21 protein-coding genes and 1 pseudogene are annotated in these 22,246 nt (G+C 65.9%); 10 read left to right on the forward strand and 12 right to left on the reverse strand.

What is annotated here, in order from left to right:
* Positions 1-196 precede the first annotated feature (196 nt).
* Complete coding sequence (locus tag AC0MAZ_RS15385) at positions 197-1,900, forward strand: glutamine--tRNA ligase/YqeY domain fusion protein (protein WP_203646844.1); 1,704 nt, start codon at positions 197-199, stop codon at positions 1,898-1,900.
* A gap of 9 nt (positions 1,901-1,909) precedes the next feature.
* Positions 1,910-3,292, forward strand: a complete 1,383-nt coding sequence (gene cysS / locus AC0MAZ_RS15390; RefSeq protein ID WP_186714427.1) for a cysteine--tRNA ligase — start codon at positions 1,910-1,912, stop codon at positions 3,290-3,292.
* 120 nt (positions 3,293-3,412) lie between these two features.
* Here the strand turns inward: cysS and AC0MAZ_RS15395 are convergent, their stop codons facing one another.
* The 6 genes and pseudogenes from AC0MAZ_RS15395 to AC0MAZ_RS15420 all read right to left on the reverse strand — a co-directional run bounded on the left by AC0MAZ_RS15395 (position 3,413) and on the right by AC0MAZ_RS15420 (position 10,141).
* On the reverse strand, positions 3,413-4,804 hold the full coding sequence (locus tag AC0MAZ_RS15395) for a sensor histidine kinase (protein WP_475858410.1): 1,392 nt from the start codon (positions 4,802-4,804) through the stop codon (positions 3,413-3,415).
* Positions 4,782-5,462, reverse strand: coding sequence for a response regulator transcription factor (locus tag AC0MAZ_RS15400; RefSeq protein ID WP_050706019.1), 681 nt, complete (start codon positions 5,460-5,462; stop codon positions 4,782-4,784). Before AC0MAZ_RS15400 ends, AC0MAZ_RS15395 begins: the two co-directional genes overlap by 23 nt.
* A 296-nt stretch (positions 5,463-5,758) precedes the next feature.
* Positions 5,759-6,778 carry a branched-chain amino acid aminotransferase gene (locus tag AC0MAZ_RS15405; protein WP_028690746.1) on the reverse strand — a complete coding sequence of 340 codons (1,020 nt, stop codon included), beginning with the start codon at positions 6,776-6,778 and terminating at the stop codon, positions 5,759-5,761.
* 650 nt (positions 6,779-7,428) lie between these two features.
* Positions 7,429-9,075 (reverse strand): annotated as a pseudogene (locus AC0MAZ_RS15410) (ATP-binding cassette domain-containing protein).
* Positions 9,076-9,422: 347 nt separating this feature from the next.
* Complete coding sequence (locus AC0MAZ_RS15415) at positions 9,423-9,776, reverse strand: hypothetical protein (protein WP_198745506.1); 354 nt, start codon at positions 9,774-9,776, stop codon at positions 9,423-9,425.
* Positions 9,773-10,141 (reverse strand): glyoxalase superfamily protein, encoded by a 369-nt coding sequence (locus tag AC0MAZ_RS15420; RefSeq protein WP_050706017.1) that lies wholly within the window; start codon positions 10,139-10,141, stop codon positions 9,773-9,775. Before AC0MAZ_RS15420 ends, AC0MAZ_RS15415 begins: the two co-directional genes overlap by 4 nt.
* Positions 10,142-10,424: 283 nt before the next feature.
* Between AC0MAZ_RS15420 and AC0MAZ_RS15425 the strand changes: the two genes are divergently transcribed.
* From AC0MAZ_RS15425 to ureG, 8 genes are read left to right on the forward strand one after another with little or no spacing between them, the layout of a single operon-like run.
* Positions 10,425-11,258, forward strand: a complete 834-nt coding sequence (locus AC0MAZ_RS15425; RefSeq protein ID WP_234561023.1) for an urease accessory protein UreD — start codon at positions 10,425-10,427, stop codon at positions 11,256-11,258.
* A gap of 11 nt (positions 11,259-11,269) precedes the next feature.
* Positions 11,270-11,572, forward strand: a complete 303-nt coding sequence (locus tag AC0MAZ_RS15430) for an urease subunit gamma (protein WP_038706005.1) — start codon at positions 11,270-11,272, stop codon at positions 11,570-11,572.
* A 10-nt stretch (positions 11,573-11,582) separates the two neighbouring features.
* Positions 11,583-11,900, forward strand: coding sequence for an urease subunit beta (locus AC0MAZ_RS15435; RefSeq protein ID WP_232855380.1), 318 nt, complete (start codon positions 11,583-11,585; stop codon positions 11,898-11,900).
* Positions 11,897-13,600: an urease subunit alpha gene (gene ureC, locus AC0MAZ_RS15440; RefSeq protein WP_475858412.1), complete on the forward strand. Its 1,704-nt coding sequence runs from the start codon at positions 11,897-11,899 to the stop codon at positions 13,598-13,600. Before AC0MAZ_RS15435 ends, ureC begins: the two co-directional genes overlap by 4 nt.
* Before the next feature lie 10 nt (positions 13,601-13,610).
* On the forward strand, positions 13,611-14,096 hold the full coding sequence (gene ureE, locus AC0MAZ_RS15445; RefSeq protein ID WP_234561021.1) for an urease accessory protein UreE: 486 nt from the start codon (positions 13,611-13,613) through the stop codon (positions 14,094-14,096).
* Positions 14,097-14,115: 19 nt separating this feature from the next.
* Complete coding sequence (locus AC0MAZ_RS15450) at positions 14,116-14,661, forward strand: HupE/UreJ family protein (RefSeq protein ID WP_232855211.1); 546 nt, start codon at positions 14,116-14,118, stop codon at positions 14,659-14,661.
* Positions 14,661-15,335 (forward strand): urease accessory protein UreF, encoded by a 675-nt coding sequence (locus AC0MAZ_RS15455; protein WP_203646820.1) that lies wholly within the window; start codon positions 14,661-14,663, stop codon positions 15,333-15,335. Before AC0MAZ_RS15450 ends, AC0MAZ_RS15455 begins: the two co-directional genes overlap by 1 nt.
* Positions 15,336-15,346: 11 nt before the next feature.
* A complete protein-coding gene (gene ureG, locus AC0MAZ_RS15460) occupies positions 15,347-15,970 on the forward strand; it encodes an urease accessory protein UreG (RefSeq protein ID WP_203646818.1) in 624 nt (207 codons plus the stop codon).
* Positions 15,971-16,429: 459 nt separating this feature from the next.
* On the opposite strand, the gene AC0MAZ_RS15465 is transcribed toward ureG, so the two are convergent.
* The 6 genes from AC0MAZ_RS15465 to AC0MAZ_RS15490 form a co-directional block, all read right to left on the reverse strand.
* Positions 16,430-17,347, reverse strand: coding sequence for an AEC family transporter (locus tag AC0MAZ_RS15465; protein ID WP_203646816.1), 918 nt, complete (start codon positions 17,345-17,347; stop codon positions 16,430-16,432).
* A 285-nt stretch (positions 17,348-17,632) separates the two neighbouring features.
* Positions 17,633-18,496: a LysR family transcriptional regulator gene (locus tag AC0MAZ_RS15470; RefSeq protein ID WP_475858414.1), complete on the reverse strand. Its 864-nt coding sequence runs from the start codon at positions 18,494-18,496 to the stop codon at positions 17,633-17,635.
* Positions 18,497-18,735: 239 nt separating this feature from the next.
* Positions 18,736-19,347 carry a cell wall hydrolase gene (locus tag AC0MAZ_RS15475; protein WP_475858415.1) on the reverse strand — a complete coding sequence of 204 codons (612 nt, stop codon included), beginning with the start codon at positions 19,345-19,347 and terminating at the stop codon, positions 18,736-18,738.
* Positions 19,348-19,399: 52 nt separating this feature from the next.
* Positions 19,400-20,248 carry an ABC transporter permease gene (locus AC0MAZ_RS15480; protein ID WP_198745492.1) on the reverse strand — a complete coding sequence of 283 codons (849 nt, stop codon included), beginning with the start codon at positions 20,246-20,248 and terminating at the stop codon, positions 19,400-19,402.
* Positions 20,245-21,261 carry an ABC transporter substrate-binding protein gene (locus AC0MAZ_RS15485; RefSeq protein ID WP_475858416.1) on the reverse strand — a complete coding sequence of 339 codons (1,017 nt, stop codon included), beginning with the start codon at positions 21,259-21,261 and terminating at the stop codon, positions 20,245-20,247. The genes AC0MAZ_RS15480 and AC0MAZ_RS15485 overlap by 4 nt, the downstream gene beginning before the upstream one ends.
* A gap of 91 nt (positions 21,262-21,352) precedes the next feature.
* The gene (locus AC0MAZ_RS15490; protein WP_371041468.1) at positions 21,353-22,108 is read right to left on the reverse strand and encodes a methyl-accepting chemotaxis protein; all 756 of its coding nucleotides are present in this window, start codon (positions 22,106-22,108) and stop codon (positions 21,353-21,355) included.
* Between the last annotated feature and the right edge of the window lie 138 nt (positions 22,109-22,246).

Below are 22,246 nucleotides of genomic sequence, written 5' to 3' on the forward strand. Positions count from 1 at the left end.
GGATGACCTGACGCAGGATCAGGCCGCCGCGGCACACGCCACTGGGGCGCCATTGTGCCGGATTGTAGACCGCTGCGGCGACAAAACGCGCCACTTTGTCGGTGCTCCGGCTGTCAGCAGCTTGACTGCTTCGGCTATGATAGGCGCTTTGATTCAATCGGCCTACCCGGGCCGGCTACCTGCATTCAAGGACACTATGAGCAAGCCCACTGCCGACAACGCGCCAAACGCCGCTGCCAAAGGCGCACCCGCCGTCCCTGTGAACTTCCTGCGGCCGATCGTCCAGGCCGACCTGGACTCGGGCAAGCACCAGAGCATCGTCACCCGTTTCCCGCCGGAGCCCAACGGTTACCTGCATATCGGTCACGCCAAGTCGATCTGCGTCAACTTCGGCCTGGCCAAGGAATTCGGCGGTGCCTGCCACCTGCGTTTCGACGACACCAACCCGGCCAAGGAAGACCAGGAGTACATCGACTCCATCCAGCGTGACGTCAAATGGCTGGGCTTCGAGTGGGCAGGCCCGGTGCGCTATGCCTCGGACTACTTCGAGCAGCTGCACGCCTGGGCCGTGGAGCTGATCAAGTCGGGCAACGCCTATGTCTGCGACCTGACCCCCGAGCAGGCCAAGGAATACCGCGGCAGCCTGACCGAGGCTGGCAAGAACAGCCCGTTCCGCGAGCGCAGCGTCGAGGAGAACCTGGACCTGTTCGCGCGCATGAAGGCCGGCGAGTTCAAGGACGGCGAGCGCGTGCTGCGCGCCAAGATCGACATGGCCTCGCCGAACATGAACCTGCGCGACCCGATCCTGTACCGCATCCGTCATGCCCACCACCACCAGACCGGTGACAAGTGGTGCATCTACCCCAACTACGACTTCACCCACGGTCAGTCGGACGCCATCGAAGGCATCACCCACTCGATCTGCACCCTGGAGTTCGAAAGCCACCGTCCGCTGTACGACTGGTTCCTCGACAAGCTGCCGGTGCCGGCGCACCCGCGCCAGTACGAGTTCAGCCGCCTGAACCTGAACTACACCATCACTTCCAAGCGCAAGCTCAAGCAGCTGGTGGACGAAGGCCACGTTGAGGCCTGGGACGATCCGCGCATGTCGACCCTGTCGGGCTATCGCCGTCGCGGCTACACCCCGGCCTCGATCCGCAACTTCTGCGAGATGATCGGCACCAACCGTTCCGACGGCGTGGTCGACATGGCGATGCTCGAGTTCAGCATCCGCGACGACCTCGATCGCACCGCGCCACGCGCGATGTGCGTGCTGCGCCCGCTGAAGGTGGTGATCACCAACTACCCCGAGGGCCAGGTCGAGCAGCTCGAACTGCCGCGCCACCCGAAGGAAGACATGGGCGTGCGCGTGTTGCCGTTCGCCCGCGAGCTGTACATCGACCGCGACGACTTCATGGAAGAGCCGCCCAAGGGCTACAAGCGCCTGGAGCCGGCCGGTGAAGTGCGTCTGCGCGGCAGCTACGTGATCCGCGCCGACGAGGCGATCAAGGACGAAGGCGGCAACATCGTCGAACTGCGCTGCTCGTACGATCCGGACACCCTGGGCAAGAACCCCGAGGGCCGCAAGGTCAAGGGCGTGATCCACTGGGTGCCGGCGCAAGGCAGCGTCGAGTGCGAAGTGCGTCTGTACGACCGCCTGTTCCGCTCCGCCAACCCGGAGAAGACCGAAGACGGCGGCAGCTTCCTCGACAACATCAACCCCGATTCGCTGCAGGTGCTCAGCGGTTGTCGCGCGGAACCTTCCCTGGGCCAGGCCCAGCCAGAAGACCGCTTCCAGTTCGAGCGCGAAGGCTACTTCTGCGCCGACCTGAAAGACTCCCAGCCGGGTCGCCCGGTATTCAACCGGACCGTGACCCTGCGCGATTCGTGGGGCAGCTGAGGAACCTTCGTGCTTACCATCTACAACACGCTGAGCAAGACCAAGGAAGTTTTCAAGCCGCTGGACGGCAACAAGGTGCGCATGTACGTGTGCGGCATGACCGTGTACGACTACTGCCACCTGGGCCACGGCCGCAGCATGGTGGCCTTCGACCTGGTCACCCGCTGGCTGCGCAAGAGCGGCTATGAGCTGACCTATGTGCGCAACATCACCGACATCGACGACAAGATCATCAACCGGGCCAACGAGAACGGCGAGTCGTTCGACGCGCTGACTGCCCGCATGATCGATGCGATGCACGAGGACGAGCGGCGCCTGAGCATCCTGCCGCCGGACCTGGAACCGCGTGCCACCGACCATATCCCCGGCATGCACGCGATGATCCAGACCCTGATCGACAAGGGCTATGCCTACGCGCCGGGCAACGGCGACGTGTACTACCGGGTCGGCAAGTTCGTCGGCTACGGCAAGCTGTCGCGCAAGAAGATCGAAGACCTGCGCATCGGCGCCCGCATCGAGGTCGACGAGGCCAAGCAGGACCCGCTGGACTTCGTCCTGTGGAAGGGCGTCAAGCCCGGCGAGCCTTACTGGGATTCGCCGTGGGGCCCGGGCCGTCCGGGCTGGCACATCGAGTGCTCGGTGATGTCCACCTGCTGCCTGGGCGAGAGCTTCGACATCCACGGCGGCGGCAGCGACCTGGAGTTCCCGCACCACGAGAACGAGATCGCCCAGAGCGAGGCGGCCACCGGCAAGCAGTACGCCAACGCCTGGATGCACTGCGGCATGATCCGCATCAATGGCGAGAAGATGTCCAAGTCGTTGAACAACTTCTTCACCATCCGCGACGTGCTCGACAAGTACCACCCGGAAGTGGTGCGCTACCTGCTGGTAGCCAGCCACTACCGCAGCGCGATCAACTACTCCGAGGACAGCCTGCGTGACGCCAAGGGCGCGCTCGAGCGCTTCTACCACGCGCTGCGCGGCTTGCCGCGGGTCGCGGCCAAGGGTGGCGAGGCATTCGTCGAGCGTTTCACCGTGGCGATGAACGACGACTTCGGCACGCCTGAAGCCTGCGCCGTGCTGTTCGACCTGGTGCGCGAGATCAACCGCCTGCGCGACAGCGACCCCGAGGCCGCCGCCGGCCTGGCCGGTCGCCTGCGCGAGCTGGGGGATGTGCTGGGCGTGCTGCAGCTGGAGGCCGATGACTTCCTGCGTGCCGGCGCCGAGGGCAAGGTCGATGCCGCCGAAGTGGAGGCGCTGATCCAGGCGCGTCTGCAGGCACGCACCGACAAGAACTGGGCCGAGTCCGACCGCATCCGCGACCAGCTGACCGCCATGGGCGTGGTGCTGGAAGACAGCAAGGGCACCACCACCTGGCGCCTGGCTGACTGATTGGCGCCACTGGGGCTGCTGCGCAGCCCTTTCGCGGCACGAGGCCGCTCCTACAGAGCTGCGTGGTCCCCTGTAGGAGCGGCCTCGTGCCGCGAAAGGGCCGCAAAGCGGCCCCGCTCTTTATTGAACTACCCCAACCAATGGGCAATGCAACACCAACTTGGCTCCACCCCACTCGCTGGCCCCCACCTCCAATCCAAACCCATGCAGGTCGACGATCGCCGCGACGATCGACAGCCCCAGCCCGAACCCCGGGTGGCGATGGCCTTCCTCACTGCGGTAGAAGCGCTTCAACACCGCCTCGCGCTCATCCGTCGGAATCCCCGGCCCGCTGTCCTCGACGGCGATATGCACGCCTTGATCGTCTTCGCTTGCGACCATGCGCACCTGGCCGCCTTGCGGGGTGAACTTGATCGCATTGCCTACCAGGTTGGCCAGGGCTTCAAACAGCAATTCCCGATCACCATGCAGGGCCGCCAGTTGCACGGGCTGCTCCAGCTGCAGACGGATGCCGCCATCCTCGGCCAGTGGCAGGTAGAAGTCGTGCAGCTCCACCAGCAAAGCCTGCGGGTCGAGTTGGACGAAGCCGGCGCGGCGTTGGCGGTCTTCCAGTTCGCTGATACGCAGCAGGCCACGGAAGCGCGCCATCAGCGTGTCGGTCTCGCCGATCGCCTGGTCCAGCGCTTCGCCTTCGGCAGAGTCGGCGCCGCTTTGCTGGCGAATGCGATAGAGCTGCGCGCGCAGGCGGGTCAGGGGCGTGCGCAGGTCGTGGGCGATGTTGTCACAGACTCCCTTGACCTCATGCATCAGCCTTTCGATGCGGTCGAGCATCGCGTTGACGATGGCGGCCAGCATGTCCAGTTCATCGCGGCGCACCGACACCGGCAGGCGGTGGGTCAGGTCACCGGCGACGATAAGTTCGGCCTGGGCCTGGATCGCCCGGATGCGTTTGAGCGGTCGGCGGCGCAGCAGGTACCAGCCGGCGAAGCCTGGAATCAGGGTCAGGGAAATGCCCCAGAGCAGCGCGTCGAGAATGATCCGGGTGACCACGAACAGCGAGCCGTTGTCGCGCACCAGCACCAGCCAGCGACCGTCCTGCACCTTGATCGCCACGGCGTCGCAGCTGTCGCGGGGCAGGTGGGGGTCGTCGGCGTCCAGGCAGCGCTTGAGCTCGTGGACCTTGCCGTCCAGGCCCAGCTCCGAGGGTATCGTGCGGATGCGCCCGCCGATCGGGTTGAGCTGGGTGTCGAACAAACCGTAGGCGTCGAAGCTGCGTTCCTCGAAGGCCTGGCTTGCGATCAGCGCGTCGTCCAGCTGCTTGCCGCTCATGTGGGCGAACAGGTGCTGGCGTTGCAGCATGGAGTGGCGGGTGAGCTTGTTCAGGTAGCTGGTGACCTCGAAGTACAGCACCCCCATGAGGATGCTGCTCCAGGCCACGAACAGGAAGCTGTACAGCGCCAGCAGGCGGCTGGTGGAAGAACTCCAGCCCTTAGACGGGTTCGGCAATGGCATAGCCGGAGCCCCGCACGGTACGGATCAGCGGGTTCTGCCCGGGCGAGTCGATCTTCTTGCGCAGACGGCCGATGTGCACGTCGATCAGGTTGGTGCCAGGGTCGAAGTGGTAGCCCCAGACCTCCTCGAAGATCATCATCCGGGTGATCACCTGGCCGGAGTGGCGCATCAGGTACTCGAGCAGCTTGTACTCGGTGGGCAGCAGGTTCAGCGCCTGTTCGCCGCGGCGCGCCTCGTGGCTGATCAGGTCCAGCTCGAGGTCGGCGACCTGCAGGCGGGTCTGGGTCATCGGCACGCTGTTGCGACGCAGCAGCACCTCGACCCGGGCGGCCATCTCGTCGGAGGCGAACGGCTTGGTCAGGTAGTCGTCGCCGCCGGCGCGCAGGCCGCGCACGCGCTCGTCGACGTCCGACAGGGCGCTGATCATCAGGATCGGCGTGGTGATCTTCAGGTTGCGCAGAGTGGTGACGATGGTCAGGCCATCGACCTCGGGCAGCATGCGGTCGAGGGTGATCAGGTCATAGCCGCCGGCGATGGCCTTGGCCAGGCCTTCACGGCCATTGTCGGCCCAGTCGACTTCCAGACCGTGGCTGGACAGTTCGGCGACGATTTCCTGGGCGGTGACGGCGTCGTCTTCGATGGTCAGTACGCGAGGCATGCTGGTTCCTGGGCGGCGAGTGGAGACCTGATTGTGCCAAAGAATAGACAACCGGCGATTTAAGAAAAATTCATCTACGCGACACCACGACGCCCTGTGGGAGCGGGCTTACCCGCGAAACAAGCGCCGCGGTGTCTGGCACCAGCTCTGCTGGTGTTCGCGGGTGAACCCGCTCCCACAGAAGGGCGTGGTGCGCTTGTGATTAGTTTTCCTGGGGGATCTTTTCAGAGCCCATGCTCAAACAAAACGGGGCATGCCATCGCTGGCATGCCCCGTCTTCACTGCAGGCTGGCGCCTCAGGCGACCTTGACGATCCAGCCCGCCGGGGCTTCGACGTCACCGCTCTGGATACCGGTCAGCTCGGCGTAGAGCTTCTGGGTGACCGGGCCGACTTCGGTTTCGCTGTGGAACACGTGCAGCTTGCCGTTGTACTGGATACCGCCGATCGGCGTGATCACCGCGGCGGTGCCGCAAGCGCCGGCTTCGACGAAACGGTCGAGCTTGTCGATTTCCACGTCGCCTTCGATCACCTTCAGGCCCAGGCGCGATTCGGCCAGTTCCATCAGCGACAGGCGGGTGATGCCCGGCAATACCGAGATCGACTTCGGCGTGACGAATTCGTTGTTGGCGGTGATGCCGAAGAAGTTGGCCGAACCGACTTCCTCGATCTTCTTGTGGGTCAGCGGATCGAGGTAGATGCAGTCGGCGAAGCCGGCTTTCTTGGCCTCGTAGCCCGGTTGCAGGCTGGCCGCGTAGTTGCCGCCGACCTTGGCTGCGCCGGTGCCTTGCGGGGCTGCGCGGTCGTAGTCGGAGATCAGGAACTTGTGCGGGGTCATGCCGCCCTTGAAGTACGAACCGACCGGGATGGCGAAGACCGAGAAGATGAACTCGGGGGCGGTGCGCACGCCGATGTTGTCACCGGTGCCGATCACGAACGGACGCAGGTACAGCGCGCCCTTGCCGTGCGGCGGAACGAATTTCTCGTTGGCCTTGACCACCTGCTTGCAGGCTTCGATGAACTGTTCGGTCGAGACCCGTGGCATCAGCAGGCGGTCGCAGCTGCGCTGCATGCGCGCGGCGTTCTGGTCGGGGCGGAACAGGTTGATCGAACCGTCCTTGCAGCGGTAGGCCTTCAGGCCTTCGAAACACTGCTGGCCATAGTGCAGGGCGGTGGAGCCTTCACTGATGTGCAGCACGTTGTCTTCGGTCAGGGTGCCCTTGTCCCACTCGCCGTTACGCCATACGGACAGGTAACGTTTGTCGGTCTTGATGTAGTCGAAACCCAGCTTGTCCCAGTTAATGCTTTCGTTACTCATGACACCCTCATTGCTCTTGCCCGAACACGGCGGGCTGCTTTTATATGCGCACCCCGCCACCATAATACATCCGGCGCGGATCGGGAACGGCCAGTCACACAATCCGCCGGGCGTGTACGTTCGGGTCAGTCGCTGTCGCGATGGCGATTACGATGAACGAACAGGCCTGAGCCTGTGCAGAACTGCACATCCACATTCCTTGGAATTTACCTTGGCCAGGAACATTGCCGTGCAGGGGGATGTTGCTAAAGACCCCGACTTCCGAATGATGTGTAGGAGGATTCTGAAGGTTGTCGGATGTTAGTCAGACATGTCTTTGTGTATTCAGCCTAAACGCCAGGCCTTTCAAGGTGTTCGCCGTAACTCTTGCAGCGCCTGTCAGATCGAGCGCCGCCCGCGCGGCGCATCGCGACGCAAGGCCGCTCCTACATCTGTTTCGGGCCAGTCAATCCTGTGACATTACCTGGTACGCCTTGTTGGTACGACGCGGTTTCAGCGTGGGTACCACTGGCGTCCCACCTGTCTCACGACATGCACCAAGGCGGGCAACCATGGCCTGACAGGTTTGGCACGTTGCAACAAATGTAGGAGCGGCCTTGCGTCGCGATGCGCCGCGCGGGCGGCGCTCGATCTGATAGGCGCTGCAAGCGTTAAGGCGAACACCTGGTAGCCCTGATGCGGTCAATAGCCCTCGCGCCAAAAGACCTTGAAAGGGATGAGCCTAAACGCAGATAGTCCTTCAGAATCAGGTTTTCCAGAAAAACGTGGTCATGCGAGACCACCAGCAGCGCCCCCTTGAACTGGCGCAACAACTGCTCCAGCGCCTCGAGCGACGGCAGGTCGAGGTGGTTGTTCGGTTCGTCGAGCAGTAGCAGGTCCAATGGCTGTTCACGGTACAGCACGGCAGCCAACGCGACCTTGAGCCGTTCGCCGCCACTGAGCAGGGCACCGGGCAGTGCGATGCGTGCCGCATCGATGCCCAGCTGCGCCAGCCGACGATGCAGTTCGTCGCACTGCAGGCGAGGATTGGCGGCGCGCAGGTGTTCCAGGGCGCTCTGTTGCGGTTCCAAGCGGCTGCCGTGCTGGTCGAGCAGGGCCACTTCGCCGGTCAGCCGCAGGCTGCCCGCGCGCGGCGCCAGTTCACCGGCCAGCACCCGCAGCAGGGTGGACTTGCCACTGCCGTTGTCGCCCACCACCCCCAGTCGCTGGCCCAGGCACAGGCGCATATCCAGCGCATCCGTCGTGCCCCGTGGCAGGCACAAACCCTCCAGGGCCAGCACCTCGCGCCCCGCATGCCGTTGCGGCGTGGGGGCGTGCAGCATGATCGGCACCTCGCGCTCGACCTGGCACGCTGCCTGGCGCACCTGTTCGTCCAGCGCCACCTTGGCGTCTTGCTGCTCGCGGCGCTGGCGCCCGGCGGTGGCCTGGCTGCGCTGTTGCTGGCGGTCGAGCAGAATCTGCGCCTGGTTCGCCTGCCTGGCCTGGCGCCCGGCGCTGGCCTGGTGACGCTCGAGGTTCTCGCGCTGACGTTGCAATGCCTGGGCCTGGCGTTGACGCTGCTGCTTGAGGCGCAGCAGTTCCTGCGCGGCCAGTTCGGCCTGCGCGGTGCTCTGCTGCCGGTAGAAGGCGAAATCGCCGCCGTAGGCGCGCAAGCCAAGGGGCGACAGTTCGACGATGCGTGCCATGTGCCCGAGCAGTGCCCGGTCGTGGCTGATCACCAGCAGGCCTTTTTCCCAGCCCTGGAGCATGTCCAGGAGCATGGCCCTGGCACTGCTGTCCAGGTGGTTGCTTGGCTCGTCGAGGATCAGGTAGTCGGCCTCGCTCAGCCAGGCGCCGAGCAGGGCGACGCGCATGGCCTGGCCGCCGCTCAGGCGATTGGCCGGGCAGTGCGGGTCGAGATGACCCAGGCCATGGCGTTGCAACTGGGCCTACAATCGCGAACGGATGTCCCAGCGTTCACCAACCGCATCGAAGTCTGCCGGGTCGATGCTGCCACGCTCGATCCGTTCGAGGGCGCGCAGGGTGCCACCGATCTGGGCCAGGTCAGCGAGAGTGGCGCTGTTGGCGAGCACCTGCTGGTCGAGATGATGCACTCGACCATGGCGCAGGCAGTGGCCCTGGCTGGGCTCGCGCAGGCCGGCCAGCAGTTGCCCGAGCAAGCTCTTGCCCACGCCGTTGCGTCCGACCAGGCCGGTGTGGCGCAGGTCGAAGGATTCGTTGAGGTCGGTGAAAAGTGGCCTGCCATCGGGCAGGACCAGGGTGACGCTGTCCAGCGTCAGGATCGACGAGTTCGTCATGCACAACTCCACTCATGCCGCGACATCCCCGGCGTGAGCCGGAGGCTGAAGACTGGCCGTCAGGCTGACGGCGGCATCAATGGCGCATTGGACGAATACCTTGTGGTGTGGAGTGGGTGCAAGACTAGTCCAGCAACGCGTTGGAAGGCAACGTTTTCGCCTATGCGCGTCGTCAGCACATGCGCAATCCCCTGTAGGAGCGGCCTTGCCGAGGCGTCGGACCGGCCGGAAAGGGCCGCTAAGCGGCCCCGGCAATATCTGCTTCGGCGCAGAGGTCTAAGGACTGCTGCGCAGCCCCTTCGCGGCACGAGGCCGCTCCTACAGGGACCGCGCAGGGCTTGAAGGGCTCAGCGCAAACGCCGGTTCCAGTCGCCGCCATGATCGCGCCAGCAGGCTTCTTCGCTGTCGAAGCGCACATGCCAGGCCACATGGTCCAGCTCGATCCCCGCGTCGCTCAGCGCCTGGGCCGTCAGCGCGATCATCCGCGCCTTGTCCGTGCCGGCCAGGGCCCGGGCCTTGTCGGTGTCGTCGGTGAACACCCAGGTGATGCGCAGGCTGGCGGGGAAGTCGTCGAGGTCCACCTGATGGGTGAGCCAGGCGAAACCGACGATCTCGCCCTGGGCGGTGGCGCAGGCCTCGGTCAGGCAGGCGACCATCTCCCGCTCCAGGCGCGCCAGGGCACGCTTGCCGCCGGCCATCAGACGTTGTCGATCTGCTGGCAGAAGCGCAGGCGGTTGCCGAACGGGTCGGCGACCTGCATCTCCAGGCCCCAATCGACTGCCTCGGCGTGCGGTCGCGCATAGCCGTATTGTTTGGCCAGCAGTTCACGCTCCAGGGCCTTGAGGTCCTCGACCCGGGCGAACACTGCCGCGCCCGGCGTGGCGTCGCCGTGGTGCTCGGACAGGTGCAGGATCAGACCGTCGCGGTGGACCTGCATGTACAGCGGCAGGTCCGGGGCGAAGCGGTGTTCCCAGTCGAGCTGGAAACCGAGGAAGTCGAGGTAGAACTCCCGGGCCTTGTCGACCGAAAAGATCCGCAGGATCGGAATGGCGGGGGCGAATTGCATGGGGGCGTCCTTGGCTCGAAAAAGGGCAGGGTGGTCACTTTAGCGCACTTCGCCATCGAGGCTGGCACCCGAATTGCGCGCCGGGGCGCAGCCGCTCTGGGCCGCAGCCTTGCGGCATGACTGACGGTTCGAAAGTTTCATCATCGTTCATCTGCGCAGTTGGCCCGCTCCCTGCTATATCCCATCAGCGAATATTGATCGAGTGGTCAGCCCGGCGTGCCCGCAAGCCCCCGCGCTTGACCCTCAATCCGGCCGCCAGGCCACGGATTTCAGGGGTTCCAGGATGTCGTTGGCGCAACAGATCGACCCACCGCAGGCAGACCCGGGCTGGAGCGCCCATCTGCAGTTGCGCTTCGTCCAGCGCGAGGGCGTGACCCGCCTTGGTGCGCGCCGTCATGTCGGACCTCTTTTGGTGCAGCGACCCTTCTACCCGGAGGGCGCGCCGTGCCATGTCTATGTGCTGCACCCGCCCGGCGGGATCGTTGCTGGTGACCGCCTGGAGCTGGACATCCACCTGGAGACCGGCAGCCACGCCTTGCTGACCATGCCCGGCGCCAGCAAGTTCTACCGCAGCATTGGCCCCACCGCGCGCCTGGCCCAGCGCTTTCACCTCGCCGCCGGCAGCACCCTGGAGTGGCTGCCCCAGGACAGCATCTTCTTCAACGGTGCCCGAGCCTGCCTGGACAGCCGTTTCACCCTCGAGCCCGGTGCCCGCCTGCTGGCCTGGGAGACGCTGTGCCTGGGCCGCCCGGTGATGGGCGAGCGCTTCGAACAGGGCGCCCTGGATAGCCGATTGCGCATCGAACTGCCCGGTGAGCCCGGCCTGCACGAGCGCCTGCGCATCCAAGGCGGGCACCTGGACAAACTGGCCGGGCACCCGCTGATCGCCACGTTCTGCGCCGCGCCGGCCGACCAGGCGCTGCTCGACCAGGTGCGCCAGGCCCTCGACGAACTGGCCACGCCCGCCGGCGCGACCCTGCTCGGCCCGCTGCTGGTGATCCGCCTGCTCGACCATGACAACCAACACCTGCAACGTAACCTGCAGCGCCTCTGGCACCTGCTGCGCCCGGCCGTGCTCGGCCTGGCGCCGTGCCCGCCGCGCATCTGGGCCACCTGAAGAGAGCCGCCATGGAGCTGACCCCGCGAGAGAAAGACAAACTGCTGCTGTTCACCGCCGCCTTGCTGGCCGAGCGGCGCCTGGCCCGTGGCCTGAAACTCAACTACCCGGAAGCGGTGGCGCTGATCAGCGCCGCGGTACTCGAAGGCGCCCGCGATGGCCGCACGGTAGCCGAGCTGATGAGCCTGGGGCGCGAGGTGCTGGTGCGCGAACAGGTGATGGCCGGTGTGCCGGAGATGCTGCACGACGTCCAGGTCGAGGCGACCTTTCCCGACGGCACCAAGCTGGTGACCGTGCATGAACCCATCGTTTGAGGAAGCCGGCATGATCCCCGGAGAAGTCCAGGTCGCCGCGGGCGACATCGAGCTCAATCTCGGCCGCCAGACTGTCAGCGTCAGCGTGGCCAACCATGGCGACCGCCCGGTGCAGGTGGGCTCGCACTACCACTTCTATGAAGTCAACGACGCCCTGGTATTCGAGCGCGAGCCGACCCGTGGCTATCGCCTGGACATACCGGCCGGCACCGCGGTGCGCTTCGAGCCGGGGCAGGCGCGCACCGTGCAACTGGTGGCCTATGCCGGCAAGCGCGAGGTGTACGGTTTCCAGGGCAAGGTGATGGGCGCGCTGGAGGGCAGGGCATGAGCCGCATTTCCCGCCAGGCCTACGCCGACATGTTCGGTCCCACCGTCGGCGACCGTGTGCGCCTGGCCGATACCGCGCTGTGGGTGGAGGTGGAGAAGGACTTCACGATCTACGGCGAGGAGGTCAAGTTCGGCGGCGGCAAGGTGATCCGCGACGGCATGGGCCAGGGGCAGATGCTCGCGGCGCAGGCCATGGACCTGGTGCTGACCAACGCACTGATCATCGACCACTGGGGCATCGTCAAGGCCGATATCGGTGTCAAGCACGGGCGTATTGCCGCCATCGGCAAAGCCGGCAACCCCGATGTGCAGCCTGGTGTCACGGTGCCTGTAGGGCCGGGTACCGAGGTGATCGCCGCCGAAGGCAAGATCGTCACCGCCGGCGGCATCGACTCGCATATCCACTTCATCTGCCCGCAGCAGGTGGAAGAGGCGCTGACCAGCGGCGTGACCACGTTCATCGGCGGCGGCACCGGCCCCGCCACCGGCACCAACGCCACTACTTGCACCCCCGGCCCCTGGTACCTGGCGCGCATGCTTCAGGCCGCCGACTGCCTGCCGATCAACATCGGCCTGCTGGGCAAGGGTAACGCCTCGCGGCCCGAGGCCCTGCGCGAGCAGATCGCCGCCGGTGCCGTGGGCCTCAAGCTGCACGAAGACTGGGGCTCGACGCCCGCCGCCATCGACTGCTGCCTGGGGGTGGCCGAGGAGATGGACATCCAGGTGGCGATCCACACCGACACCCTCAACGAGTCGGGCTGCATCGAGGATACCCTGGCCGCCATCGGCGAGCGCACCATCCATACCTTCCACACCGAAGGGGCGGGCGGCGGCCACGCGCCGGACATCATCCGCGCGGCGGGGCAGGCCAATGTGCTGCCGTCCTCGACCAACCCGACGCTGCCCTACACCGTGAACACGGTGGACGAGCACCTGGACATGCTCATGGTCTGCCACCACCTGGACCCGAGCATTGCCGAGGACGTGGCCTTCGCCGAGTCGCGCATCCGCCGCGAGACCATCGCCGCCGAGGATATCCTCCACGACATGGGCGCCTTCGCCATGACCTCCTCCGATTCCCAGGCCATGGGCCGGGTCGGCGAGGTGGTGCTGCGCACCTGGCAGGTGGCGCACCAGATGAAGCTGCGCCGCGGCCCGCTGGCGCCGGACGGCGCCTACAGCGACAACTTCCGGGTCAAGCGCTACATCGCCAAGTACACCATCAATCCTGCGCTGACTCACGGCATTGCCCACGAAGTCGGTTCGGTGGAGGTGGGCAAGCTGGCCGACCTGGTGCTGTGGGCGCCGGCGTTCTTTGCGGTCAAGCCGGCCCTGGTGCTCAAGGGCGGGATGATCGCCACGGCGCCGATGGGCGATATCAACGGCTCGATCCCGACCCCGCAACCGGTGCACTACCGGCCGATGTTCGGCGCCCTGGGCGCGGCGCGGCATGCCACGCGCATGACCTTCCTGCCCCAGGCCGCCGTGGACCGTGGCCTATCCCATGAACTGAAGCTGCAGAGCCTGATCGGCGTGGCCCATGGCTGCCGGCGGGTGCGCAAGGCCGACATGGTCCACAACACCTTGCAACCGCTGATCGAGGTCGATGCCCAGACCTACCAGGTGCGCGCTGACGGCGAGCTGCTGGTGTGCGAGCCGGCCCACGAGCTGCCGCTGGCGCAGCGCTATTTCCTGTTCTGAAGGAGCGAACATGATTGTCCTTACCCGTCGCATCACCCAGGCCGAGGCCATCACCGGCACCGTCACTCTCAATGTCGACAGCCGCATCAAGAGCCGCCTGCGGGTCACCCTCGACGATGGCCGCGAGGCCGGGTTGATGCTCGAGCGCGGCCATCTGCTGCGTGGCGGCGAATTGCTGGGCGACGCCGAAGGCACTCAAGTGATCCAGGTACTGGCCGCGCCGGAGGCGGTGTCCACGGTGCGCTGCACCGACCCGCACCTGCTGGCCCGCGCCGCCTACCACCTGGGCAACCGCCATGTGCCGCTGCAGATCGAACCGGGCCTGTTGCGCTACCAGCACGACCATGTGCTCGACGACATGCTGCGCGGCCTGGGACTGGAGGTGGTCGCCGAACAGGCGCCGTTCGAGCCCGAGGCCGGTGCCTACCAGAGCGCGCCCCATGGTCATTCCCATGGCCACGCCCATCCGTTCGTACGCCTGCCAGCCCATTCCTGACCTCACCCTGGAGCCCACAATGAAAAAGACTTTCGCCCTGGTACTGCTGATGGTGGCCCTGCCGGCCTTCGCCCACCCCGGCCACGACGCCAACCCGCTGCAGGACGGCCTGCTGCATCCGCTGACCGGGCTCGATCACCTGCTGATGCTGCTCGGCACCGGCGTGCTCGCCGCCCTGACCCGGCGCAACCTGACCTTGCCGCTGGCGACCCTGGCGGCGATGTTCGGCGGCGCGGTGTGCGGCCATCTGTTCGGCGACGTGGTCGGCATGGAGCAGATGATCCTCGGCTCGCTGCTGGTGGCCGCTGCCGCCATGCTGCTGCCGAGCCGCCAGTTGCTGCTGTCGCTGATCATGCCGGTGTTCGCCCTGTTCCACGGCTGGGCCCATGGCGTGGAAGCCACGCCCAGCGCGTTCTGGCAGTTCAGCGTCGGCTTCGTCACGGTCAGCGGCTTGCTGCTGGCTGTAGGCTTCGGTGTCGGCTGCCTGCTGCGCCGCCATGCCGGCCTGCAGAAAGCCTTTGGCGGCGGCCTGCTGGCCGGTGCCGCGCTGGTGCTGGCCGGTTGATGACCAGCGACCTGGCGCTGCTGCGCCTGCTGCAGCTGGCCAGCCCCGGGCTGCCCGTGGGTGGCTTCACCTATTCGCAAGGCCTGGAGTGGGCCGTGGAAGCTGGCTGGGTGAAGGATGCCAAGGGCTTTGCCGCCTGGCAGCGCGAGCAGTTGCACGACACCCTCGGCCATCTTGATTGGCCGCTGCTGGCGCGCCTCTACCGGGCCTGCCAGGCGGACGATGCCGAGGCCTTCGCCCACTGGAGCCTGTTCCTGCTGGCCAACCGCGAGACCGCCGAGTTGCGCCTCGAGGAGCGCCAGCGCGGCAGCGCCCTGGCGCGCCTGCTCGATGGCTGGCAACTGGCGCAGGCTCCGGCCTGGCGCGCCAGCCTCGAACTCAGCCAGCTGGGCGGCATGGCCTGGCTCGGCGCGCATTGGTCGATCCCGTTGCGCCAGCTCGCCCTGGGCCATGGCTTCGCCTGGCTGGAAGGCGCGGTGATGGCAGGGGTGAAGCTGGTGCCGTTCGGCCAGCAGGCCGCCCAGACCTTGCTGCGCGACCTGGGCGAGGCGCTGCCCGCCGTGCTCGACCATGCCCTGGCCCTCGATGACGACCAGCTCGGCGGCGGCCTGCCGCTGCTGGCCATCGCCTCATCGCGTCACGAAACCCAATACACCCGATTGTTCCGTTCCTGAGGACTGCCTAGATGGAAAACTACCAGCAACCCCTGCGCGTCGGTGTCGGCGGCCCGGTCGGTTCCGGCAAGACCGCGCTGCTCGAGTGCCTGTGCAAGGCCATGCGCGACCACTACCAGATCGCCGTGGTGACCAACGACATCTATACCAAGGAAGACCAGCGCATCCTCACCGAGGCCGGGGCCCTGGCGCCCGAGCGCATCGTCGGCGTCGAGACCGGCGGCTGCCCGCACACCGCGATCCGCGAGGACGCCTCGATGAACCTGGCCGCCGTCGAAGATCTGGCGCGCAGGTTCGGCAACCTCGAAGTGATCTTCGTCGAGAGTGGCGGCGACAACCTCAGCGCCACCTTCAGCCCGGAACTGGCCGACCTGACCATCTACGTGATCGACGTCGCCGAGGGCGAGAAGATCCCGCGCAAGGGCGGGCCGGGGATCACCAAGTCGGACTTCCTGGTGATCAACAAGACCGACCTGGCGCCTTATGTCGGTGCTTCGCTGGAAGTGATGGAGCGTGATACCCGGCGCATGCGCCCGGAGCGACCGTGGACCTTCAGCAATCTGAAGAAGGGTGAGGGGTTGCAAGCGGTGATCGACTTCATTGTCGAGCGGGGGATGTTGGAGAAGGATAAGTGATGAAATTGGTGTCTAACTCGGCATTTTCGACATATTTCCTACGGTTTAGGCGTTGATTTCCGGGTTATGGATGGGCCTTTGGTGAAAGCCGTTTCCTGCGACAAGGGATATCGTGTGTCGGACTGATGACAGGGCGGAATGAGAAGTTTCACTTGTCGCGGTTAAACCACATTATTTACTGAAGGAAACTGTTATGAAAATGTTCGCATTTGTCGCTCTGTTGGCCACTGCTGGCTTAGCTCAGGCTCAATCGTCCTGGTTGCCGATGCCGATCGAATGCCCAGAGGGTTACTACCCGACGGCAATGGGATCCTGCCAGCCTGATTTCGACTTCGACTAAGTCAAGTCAGCTGTTTCAATGCGATACCCGCGCCGCTGGGCAGTCATGCTCAGCGGCGCTTTTTTTGCTTGCTGGCCTTTCTCCTGAGCGTGGGCTGCCCACCCTCAAAGCGAATTGTTTCAACTCAGCGCCAATGTCAGCACCATTGGCAGCGTCACGGCGGCGATGATGGTCTGCAGGGCGATGATGGTCGCCATCAGCGGCGCGTTACCACCCATCTGTCGGGCCATCACGTAGGATGACGAGGCGGTGGGCAGGGCCTGGAACAGCACCGCCACCACCGCCGCCTGGCCGCCCAGCCCGAGCAGCTGGCACAATGCCCAGGTGGTCAGTGGCATGACCAGGAACTTGAACAGTGCCGAGACTACCAAGGGCTTGGCCTGCTGGCCGATCCGCGCGCCACCCAGTGCTGCGCCAACGCAAAGCAGTCCTAAAGGTAACGCCGCCTGGCCCAGGGCTTTGACCGTGGGCTCCAGGCCTGCTGGCAGGCCCACGCCCGTCAATCGCAGCAATAGCCCCCCGGCACAGCCGATGATCAGCGGGTTGGCAAAGATCGCCTGGAGTACCACGGCCGGCGAGCTGTGGCGTGCGCTGAAGCGAGCGAAGACCAGCACACAGAGCAGGTTGACCAGCGGCACGATGGCGGCGTTGGCCACGGCCGCCAGGGCGATGCCGGCCGTGCCGTAGATACCGGCGGCCAGGGTCGCGCCAATGTAGTTGTTGAAGCGCACGCCACCTTGGAATACCGAGGTGAAATCGGCACCGTCATAATTGGCAACGCCCTGGTAGAGCACCAATAACAGGGCGCCAAGCAGCGTCGAGAGCATTAACACGCCCACCATGCCCAGCACCGGCACGCCGTCGAGGTTGGCGGTGGCCAGGCCGTGGAGGAACAGCGACGGCAGCAGCACGTAGTAGCTCAGGCGCTCGGCGCCGGGCCAGAAGGTTTCGGCGAGAAAGCCACGCACTCGCAGCCAGGTACCGAGGGTGATGAGCAGGATGATCGGGACGAGGGTGGTGAGCAGCAGATGAAGCATGGGGGCGGGTCCGTGGTCGGGTACCGTCACAGACTAGCGGAGTGGAGTGAGCAGAAAAAACGGTGTTTTCTTGAGCGACTGTTGAGAAAAACTGCACGAACTGAAAGCCCGCGCTCCATGACCAATGCGTGACTCATTGATTTAATTTTATCCTGTGGGAGCGGCTTTAGCCGCGAACACCGGCGAAGCCGGTGCCATCCACTGCGTCGCTTGCTTCGCGGCTGAAGCCGCTCCCACTGGGTGCGCGCTGACCGCGCAATCATGGTTCGCGGCGCGACACTGTGATCAGGCCTCCAACGCGGTCCTCAACACTGCACTCAAATGCCGGCGCTGACTCTTCTCATGCTCCAGCAGCACCATACGCCGGATCAGCTGCGGTTCGCCGAAGGGCAGCACGGTGGCTGCTGGCAGCCGCTCGAGGTCGTCGTCGCTCATGGGAATCACCGCCACCCCCAGCCCCATGGCCGCCATACGCGCCAAGGCCTCCTGGCTGTCCAGTTCCATCTGCTCGTTCACCTGCAGCCGCTGGCGACGCAGCTCCTGCTCGATCTGCCGACCGGCCCAGGCGCGTTTGTCGAAGCGCAGGAACGGCTGCTCGGCGAGCAGCGTCGGCAGGTTCTGGTCGGCCAGTTCCGGGCTGGCGATGGCCCAGAAGCGGTCCTCGAACAGCGGCGTGTACTGAAGACTCTGCGGGTAGGGGCTGACCGGCTCGGTGGTGATCGCCGCGTCCAGCTCCCCATCCTCGACCCGTCGGGCGAGCTCTGCCGACATGCCCGAAACCACACTGACATGCAGTTCGGGGTGGTGCGCCTTGATCCACACCAGCGCCTTGGGCAGGCGCCGGGCAAGCACGGTATGAATTGCGCCGATGCGCAGGCGCCCACGCAAGCTTGGGCCGCTGGCCAGGGTGTCTGCCAGCTCGTCGTAGGCGGCCAGGATGCCTTCGGCACGGACCACTGCGAGTTGGCCAGCCTCGGTCAGCATGACCTGGCGGCGGCTGCGGTCGAACAGGGAGACCTGCAGTTCGACCTCCAGGGTCTTGATATGCAGACTCACCGCCGAGGGGGTCAGGCTCAGCAGGTCGGCGGCGCGGGCGAAGGTGCCGTGGCGAGCGATGGTGACCAGGGTGCGCAAGGCTTTGAGGGACACGCGGGGCAGGCTCCGGTTCGTGGCTTGGCAGGTTGGGCCGTGCAGGAGGGGGGAGGCGGGTACGATACGCGAAAACATGGTTCCACGCTGAAGGCGAGCGTTGGCCTGAGGTCTGATCACGCGAAGGATGCTGGAGGACAAGATTGTGGGAACACTGATGGGCGAAGTCTTGGCTCAGATGGACCGATTTCATTGTCGTACGAGGCGCCCACGGATCAATGTCGGACTGCCGCCGGTCATCATCGGGCTAGCGCTTGGTTCGGTTTGTAGAACAGGAAGTGCGTGGTCTCGGCCGTCTTGCGGTAGGCCTTGGCCCAATCCGGGTTGACGTTGCGGTCGTGAAAATACAGCGCGCCGCCGGTGGGGTCCTTCAACTGCTGGTTGAGGGCCTTGCGGGCAATTTCCTTGGCCACTGCATAGCGTTCCTCTTCTTCCACCTGATCGGGGCGTCCATCGCACCACCAGGAAAACTGGCAGCTCTTGCTCTCTACACCTTGCTTGACCACCGCGCAGATGCTGTCGGGAAAGCCCTCGTGCCCCAGGCGATTGAGCACCACGCTGGCTACCGCACCCATGTCCTGGGCATTGGCACCCTTGGCCTCCCAGTAGATGGTGCGCGCCAGGCAGGTGATGCTGTCATCCATCGGCGACTGGCCCGCCGGGTCGACCGCCTGGACTTCTCCAGGGGTCAGGGTCTCCTGCTTTTTCGGCGGTGGTGCATCCTCGGCCACCTTTTCTTCCAGTACCTGAGCCTTGTCTTCGGCGACCGCGGCTTTCTGGCTGTCAGCGGCGGGGAGGAGGCCTGCGAACAGGGCGAGGGACAGGCCGAACAGAATCCACGGTAGGCGCATGGTCGATATTCCTGAGGGTGGGCTGTCCACAGTCTAGCTGCACGGCTTCAACTCAGCGCCCAGGTCGTCCATAAGCCTGGCTGATGCGGTCGATGACCATCGCCAGGGCGACGATCGCCAGCCCCGCCTCGACGCCCTGGCCGACGTTCAGGGTCTGGATCCCGGCCAGCACGTCTTCGCCCAGCCCGCGGGCGCCGATCATCGACGCCACCACCACCATCGACAATGCCATCATCACCGACTGGTTGAGCCCGGCCATGATGCTTGGCAAGGCCAGCGGCAGGGCGATGCGGCGCAAGCGCTGCCAGCGGCTGGCGCCCAGGCCGTGGGCGGCCTGCAGCAGCGACGGGTCGATCTGTGCCAGGCCCAGATCGGTCAGGCGAACCAGCGGCGGCAGGGCATAGATGAGGGTGGCAAACACCGCTGGCACCTTGCCCAGGCCAAACAGCATCAGCACCGGGATCAGGTAGACGAAGGCCGGCAGCGTCTGCATCACGTCGAGCACCGGCAGGATCAGGCGCCGGGCCAGGGGGCGAGTGGCCAGCAGGATGCCCAGCGGCACGCCGACCAGCACGCACAGGCCGGTGCTGACCAGCACCAGGGCGAGGGTCTGCAGCAGCTTGTCCCACAGCCCGAGCATGCCGATCAGCGCCAGCAGCAGCGGCAACACCAACGCCCGTGCCAGGCTGCGGCTGGCGTGCCAGGCCAGCAGCCCGACCAGCAGCAACAGCAGCCACCAGGGCAGTAACCGGAGCAGGTTCTCCAGGCCCACCAGCAGTTGCAGCAGTTGGTCGGAGATGCTGCGCAGGTGATCGCCATAGTGCAGCACCAGCCAGTCGACCAGGCGGTTGACCCAGGCGGCGAAGGAGAATTGCAGGGCTTCGGGGAAACCACCACTCACAGGCCGGCCTCGACCTTGGCGGCGTTTTCGGCGGGCATCCAGGCCTTCCACACAGCGGGGTTGTCGCGCAGGAAGGCGAGGGCGGCCTCGCGGGGCGGCTGGCGGGTTTCGCTCATGCGTGCCAGGGCCTTGTTCAGGGTGGCGATGGGCAGGTCGACCTTTTCGAACACCGCGACCAGCTCGGGGTGGGCGTCACGGAATGCCTTCGACACGCCGATCGAGAGCTTGGCCGGCAATGAGCGGCTGCCTTTCGGGTTGGGGTTAGCGGCATCGGTCAGGGTGGCCCAGGCGGTGGCATCGAACGCCGGCTCCTCCAGGCGAACCAGGTCGTAGCGGCCCATCAACGGGGTCGGGCTCCAGTAGTAGAACAGTACAGGCTGACCTCGGCGGATCGCCGAGCCTATCTCGGCGTCGAGGGCGGCGCCGGAGCCGCTGCGGAAGTTGTTGTACAGCCCGTCTAGGCCGTAGGCCTTGAGCTTCTGGCTGTTGACGGTCTCGGAGGTCCAGCCGCTGGGGCTGTTGAGGAAGCGGCCTTTGCCGGGTACCTCGGGGTCCTTGAACACTTGGGGGTAGTCTTTGAGGTCGTAGACGCTGCGCAGGTCCGGGGCCAAGGGTTTCAGGTCGCGTGCAGGGTCGCCCTTGATCACGTAGGCCGGCACCCACCAGCCTTCCTCGGCGTTCTTCACCGTGTCGCCCAGGGCGAACACCTGGCCGGCCTGTTCGGCCTTGACCCAGGCGGGGCTGCGCCCGGCCCATTCCTCGGCGATTACCTGCAGGTCGTTGCGCGCCAGGGCCACTTCCATGCTGACGGTACTGCCGGGGAGGGTGTCGGTGGGGTAGCCGTAACCGTGTTCGACGATCAGGCGCAGGATCTCTGTGGTCAGGGCACCGCTTTCCCAGCCGATGGCGCCGAAGTGGATGGGGGCGGGTTGGTCCGCAGCAGCGGCAGAATCGGTGCTGGCCAGGCCGAAGGCGAGGAGCAGGCTGGCCAGAAGGGTGGGGACTTTCTTCATCGGGGCCTCGTCGGTTGCCGGTCCTTGGGTTCGGGCAGAAGTGTAGACGACGAAGTTGCCGGGGCCGCAAAGCGGCCCCGACGGGGTGGAATCAAACGCGGAACTGATCCATCAGCCCCTGCTGCTGGTTGGCCAGGCTGTTGAGCGACTGGCTGACCCGCGCCGATTCGTTGGCCTGGCCGCTCAGCGACTCGGTCACGTCACGGATGGTGGCGACGTTGCTGTTGATCTCCTCGGCCACCGCGCTCTGCTCCTCGGCGGCGCTGGCGATCTGCAGGTTCATGTCGGTGATCACGGTCACCGCCTGGCCGATGCGCTGCAGCGCGGTGACGGCCTGGCCGACCTGCTCGACGCCGCCCTGGGCCTGGCGGTGGCTGCTGTCCATGGCGCCGACCACTTCCTGGGTGCCGGCCTGCAGGGCTTCGATCACCTGGCGGGTTTCCTCCACCGACTCCTGGGTGCGGCGGGCCAGGTTGCGCACCTCGTCGGCGACCACGGCGAAGCCACGGCCGGCCTCACCGGCGCGAGCGGCCTCGATGGCGGCGTTGAGCGCCAGCAGGTTGGTCTGCTCGGCGATAGAGCGGATCACCTCGAGCACCGAGCCGATCTTCTCGCTGTTGCGCGCCAGCCCCTCGACCTGGGCCATGGCGCCGCTCATGTCGGCGGCCAGGGTGTCGATGCTGGTGGTGGTGCGGTCGATCACCGCCAGGCCTTCGCGGGTCGCCTGGTCGGCTTCGCGCGCGGCCTGGGCGGCCTGGGCCGCGCTGCGGGCAACGTCCTGGGCAGTGGCGCTCATCTCGTGGGAGGCGGTGGCCACCTGGTCGACCTGGCGGTATTGCTGCTCCATGCCGGCGCTGGTCTCGGCGGCAATCGCCGCGGACTGGTCGGCGGTGCCGCGAGCGGCCTGCACCGAGCGTTTCACCTCGGCGATGGTCGGCTGCAGCTTGTCGAGGAAGCGGTTGAACCAGCCGGCCAGCTCGCCCAG

Source organism: Pseudomonas sp. A, assembly GCF_056270345.1.

Coding starts and splice junctions, on each gene's coding strand:
- AC0MAZ_RS15385 (WP_203646844.1), top strand. CDS start 197: ATGAGCAAGCCCACTGCCGACAACGCGCCAAACGCCGCTGCCAAAGGC.
- AC0MAZ_RS15395 (WP_475858410.1), bottom strand. CDS start 4,804: ATGCCATTGCCGAACCCGTCTAAGGGCTGGAGTTCTTCCACCAGCCGC.
- AC0MAZ_RS15400 (WP_050706019.1), bottom strand. CDS start 5,462: ATGCCTCGCGTACTGACCATCGAAGACGACGCCGTCACCGCCCAGGAA.
- AC0MAZ_RS15405 (WP_028690746.1), bottom strand. CDS start 6,778: ATGAGTAACGAAAGCATTAACTGGGACAAGCTGGGTTTCGACTACATC.
- AC0MAZ_RS15420 (WP_050706017.1), bottom strand. CDS start 10,141: ATGCAATTCGCCCCCGCCATTCCGATCCTGCGGATCTTTTCGGTCGAC.
- AC0MAZ_RS15425 (WP_234561023.1), top strand. CDS start 10,425: ATGTCGTTGGCGCAACAGATCGACCCACCGCAGGCAGACCCGGGCTGG.
- AC0MAZ_RS15430 (WP_038706005.1), top strand. CDS start 11,270: ATGGAGCTGACCCCGCGAGAGAAAGACAAACTGCTGCTGTTCACCGCC.
- AC0MAZ_RS15435 (WP_232855380.1), top strand. CDS start 11,583: ATGATCCCCGGAGAAGTCCAGGTCGCCGCGGGCGACATCGAGCTCAAT.
- ureC (WP_475858412.1), top strand. CDS start 11,897: ATGAGCCGCATTTCCCGCCAGGCCTACGCCGACATGTTCGGTCCCACC.
- ureE (WP_234561021.1), top strand. CDS start 13,611: ATGATTGTCCTTACCCGTCGCATCACCCAGGCCGAGGCCATCACCGGC.
- AC0MAZ_RS15450 (WP_232855211.1), top strand. CDS start 14,116: ATGAAAAAGACTTTCGCCCTGGTACTGCTGATGGTGGCCCTGCCGGCC.
- AC0MAZ_RS15455 (WP_203646820.1), top strand. CDS start 14,661: ATGACCAGCGACCTGGCGCTGCTGCGCCTGCTGCAGCTGGCCAGCCCC.
- ureG (WP_203646818.1), top strand. CDS start 15,347: ATGGAAAACTACCAGCAACCCCTGCGCGTCGGTGTCGGCGGCCCGGTC.
- AC0MAZ_RS15465 (WP_203646816.1), bottom strand. CDS start 17,347: ATGCTTCATCTGCTGCTCACCACCCTCGTCCCGATCATCCTGCTCATC.
- AC0MAZ_RS15475 (WP_475858415.1), bottom strand. CDS start 19,347: ATGCGCCTACCGTGGATTCTGTTCGGCCTGTCCCTCGCCCTGTTCGCA.
- AC0MAZ_RS15485 (WP_475858416.1), bottom strand. CDS start 21,261: ATGAAGAAAGTCCCCACCCTTCTGGCCAGCCTGCTCCTCGCCTTCGGC.
- AC0MAZ_RS15490 (WP_371041468.1), bottom strand. CDS start 22,108: ATGGAGCAGCAATACCGCCAGGTCGACCAGGTGGCCACCGCCTCCCAC.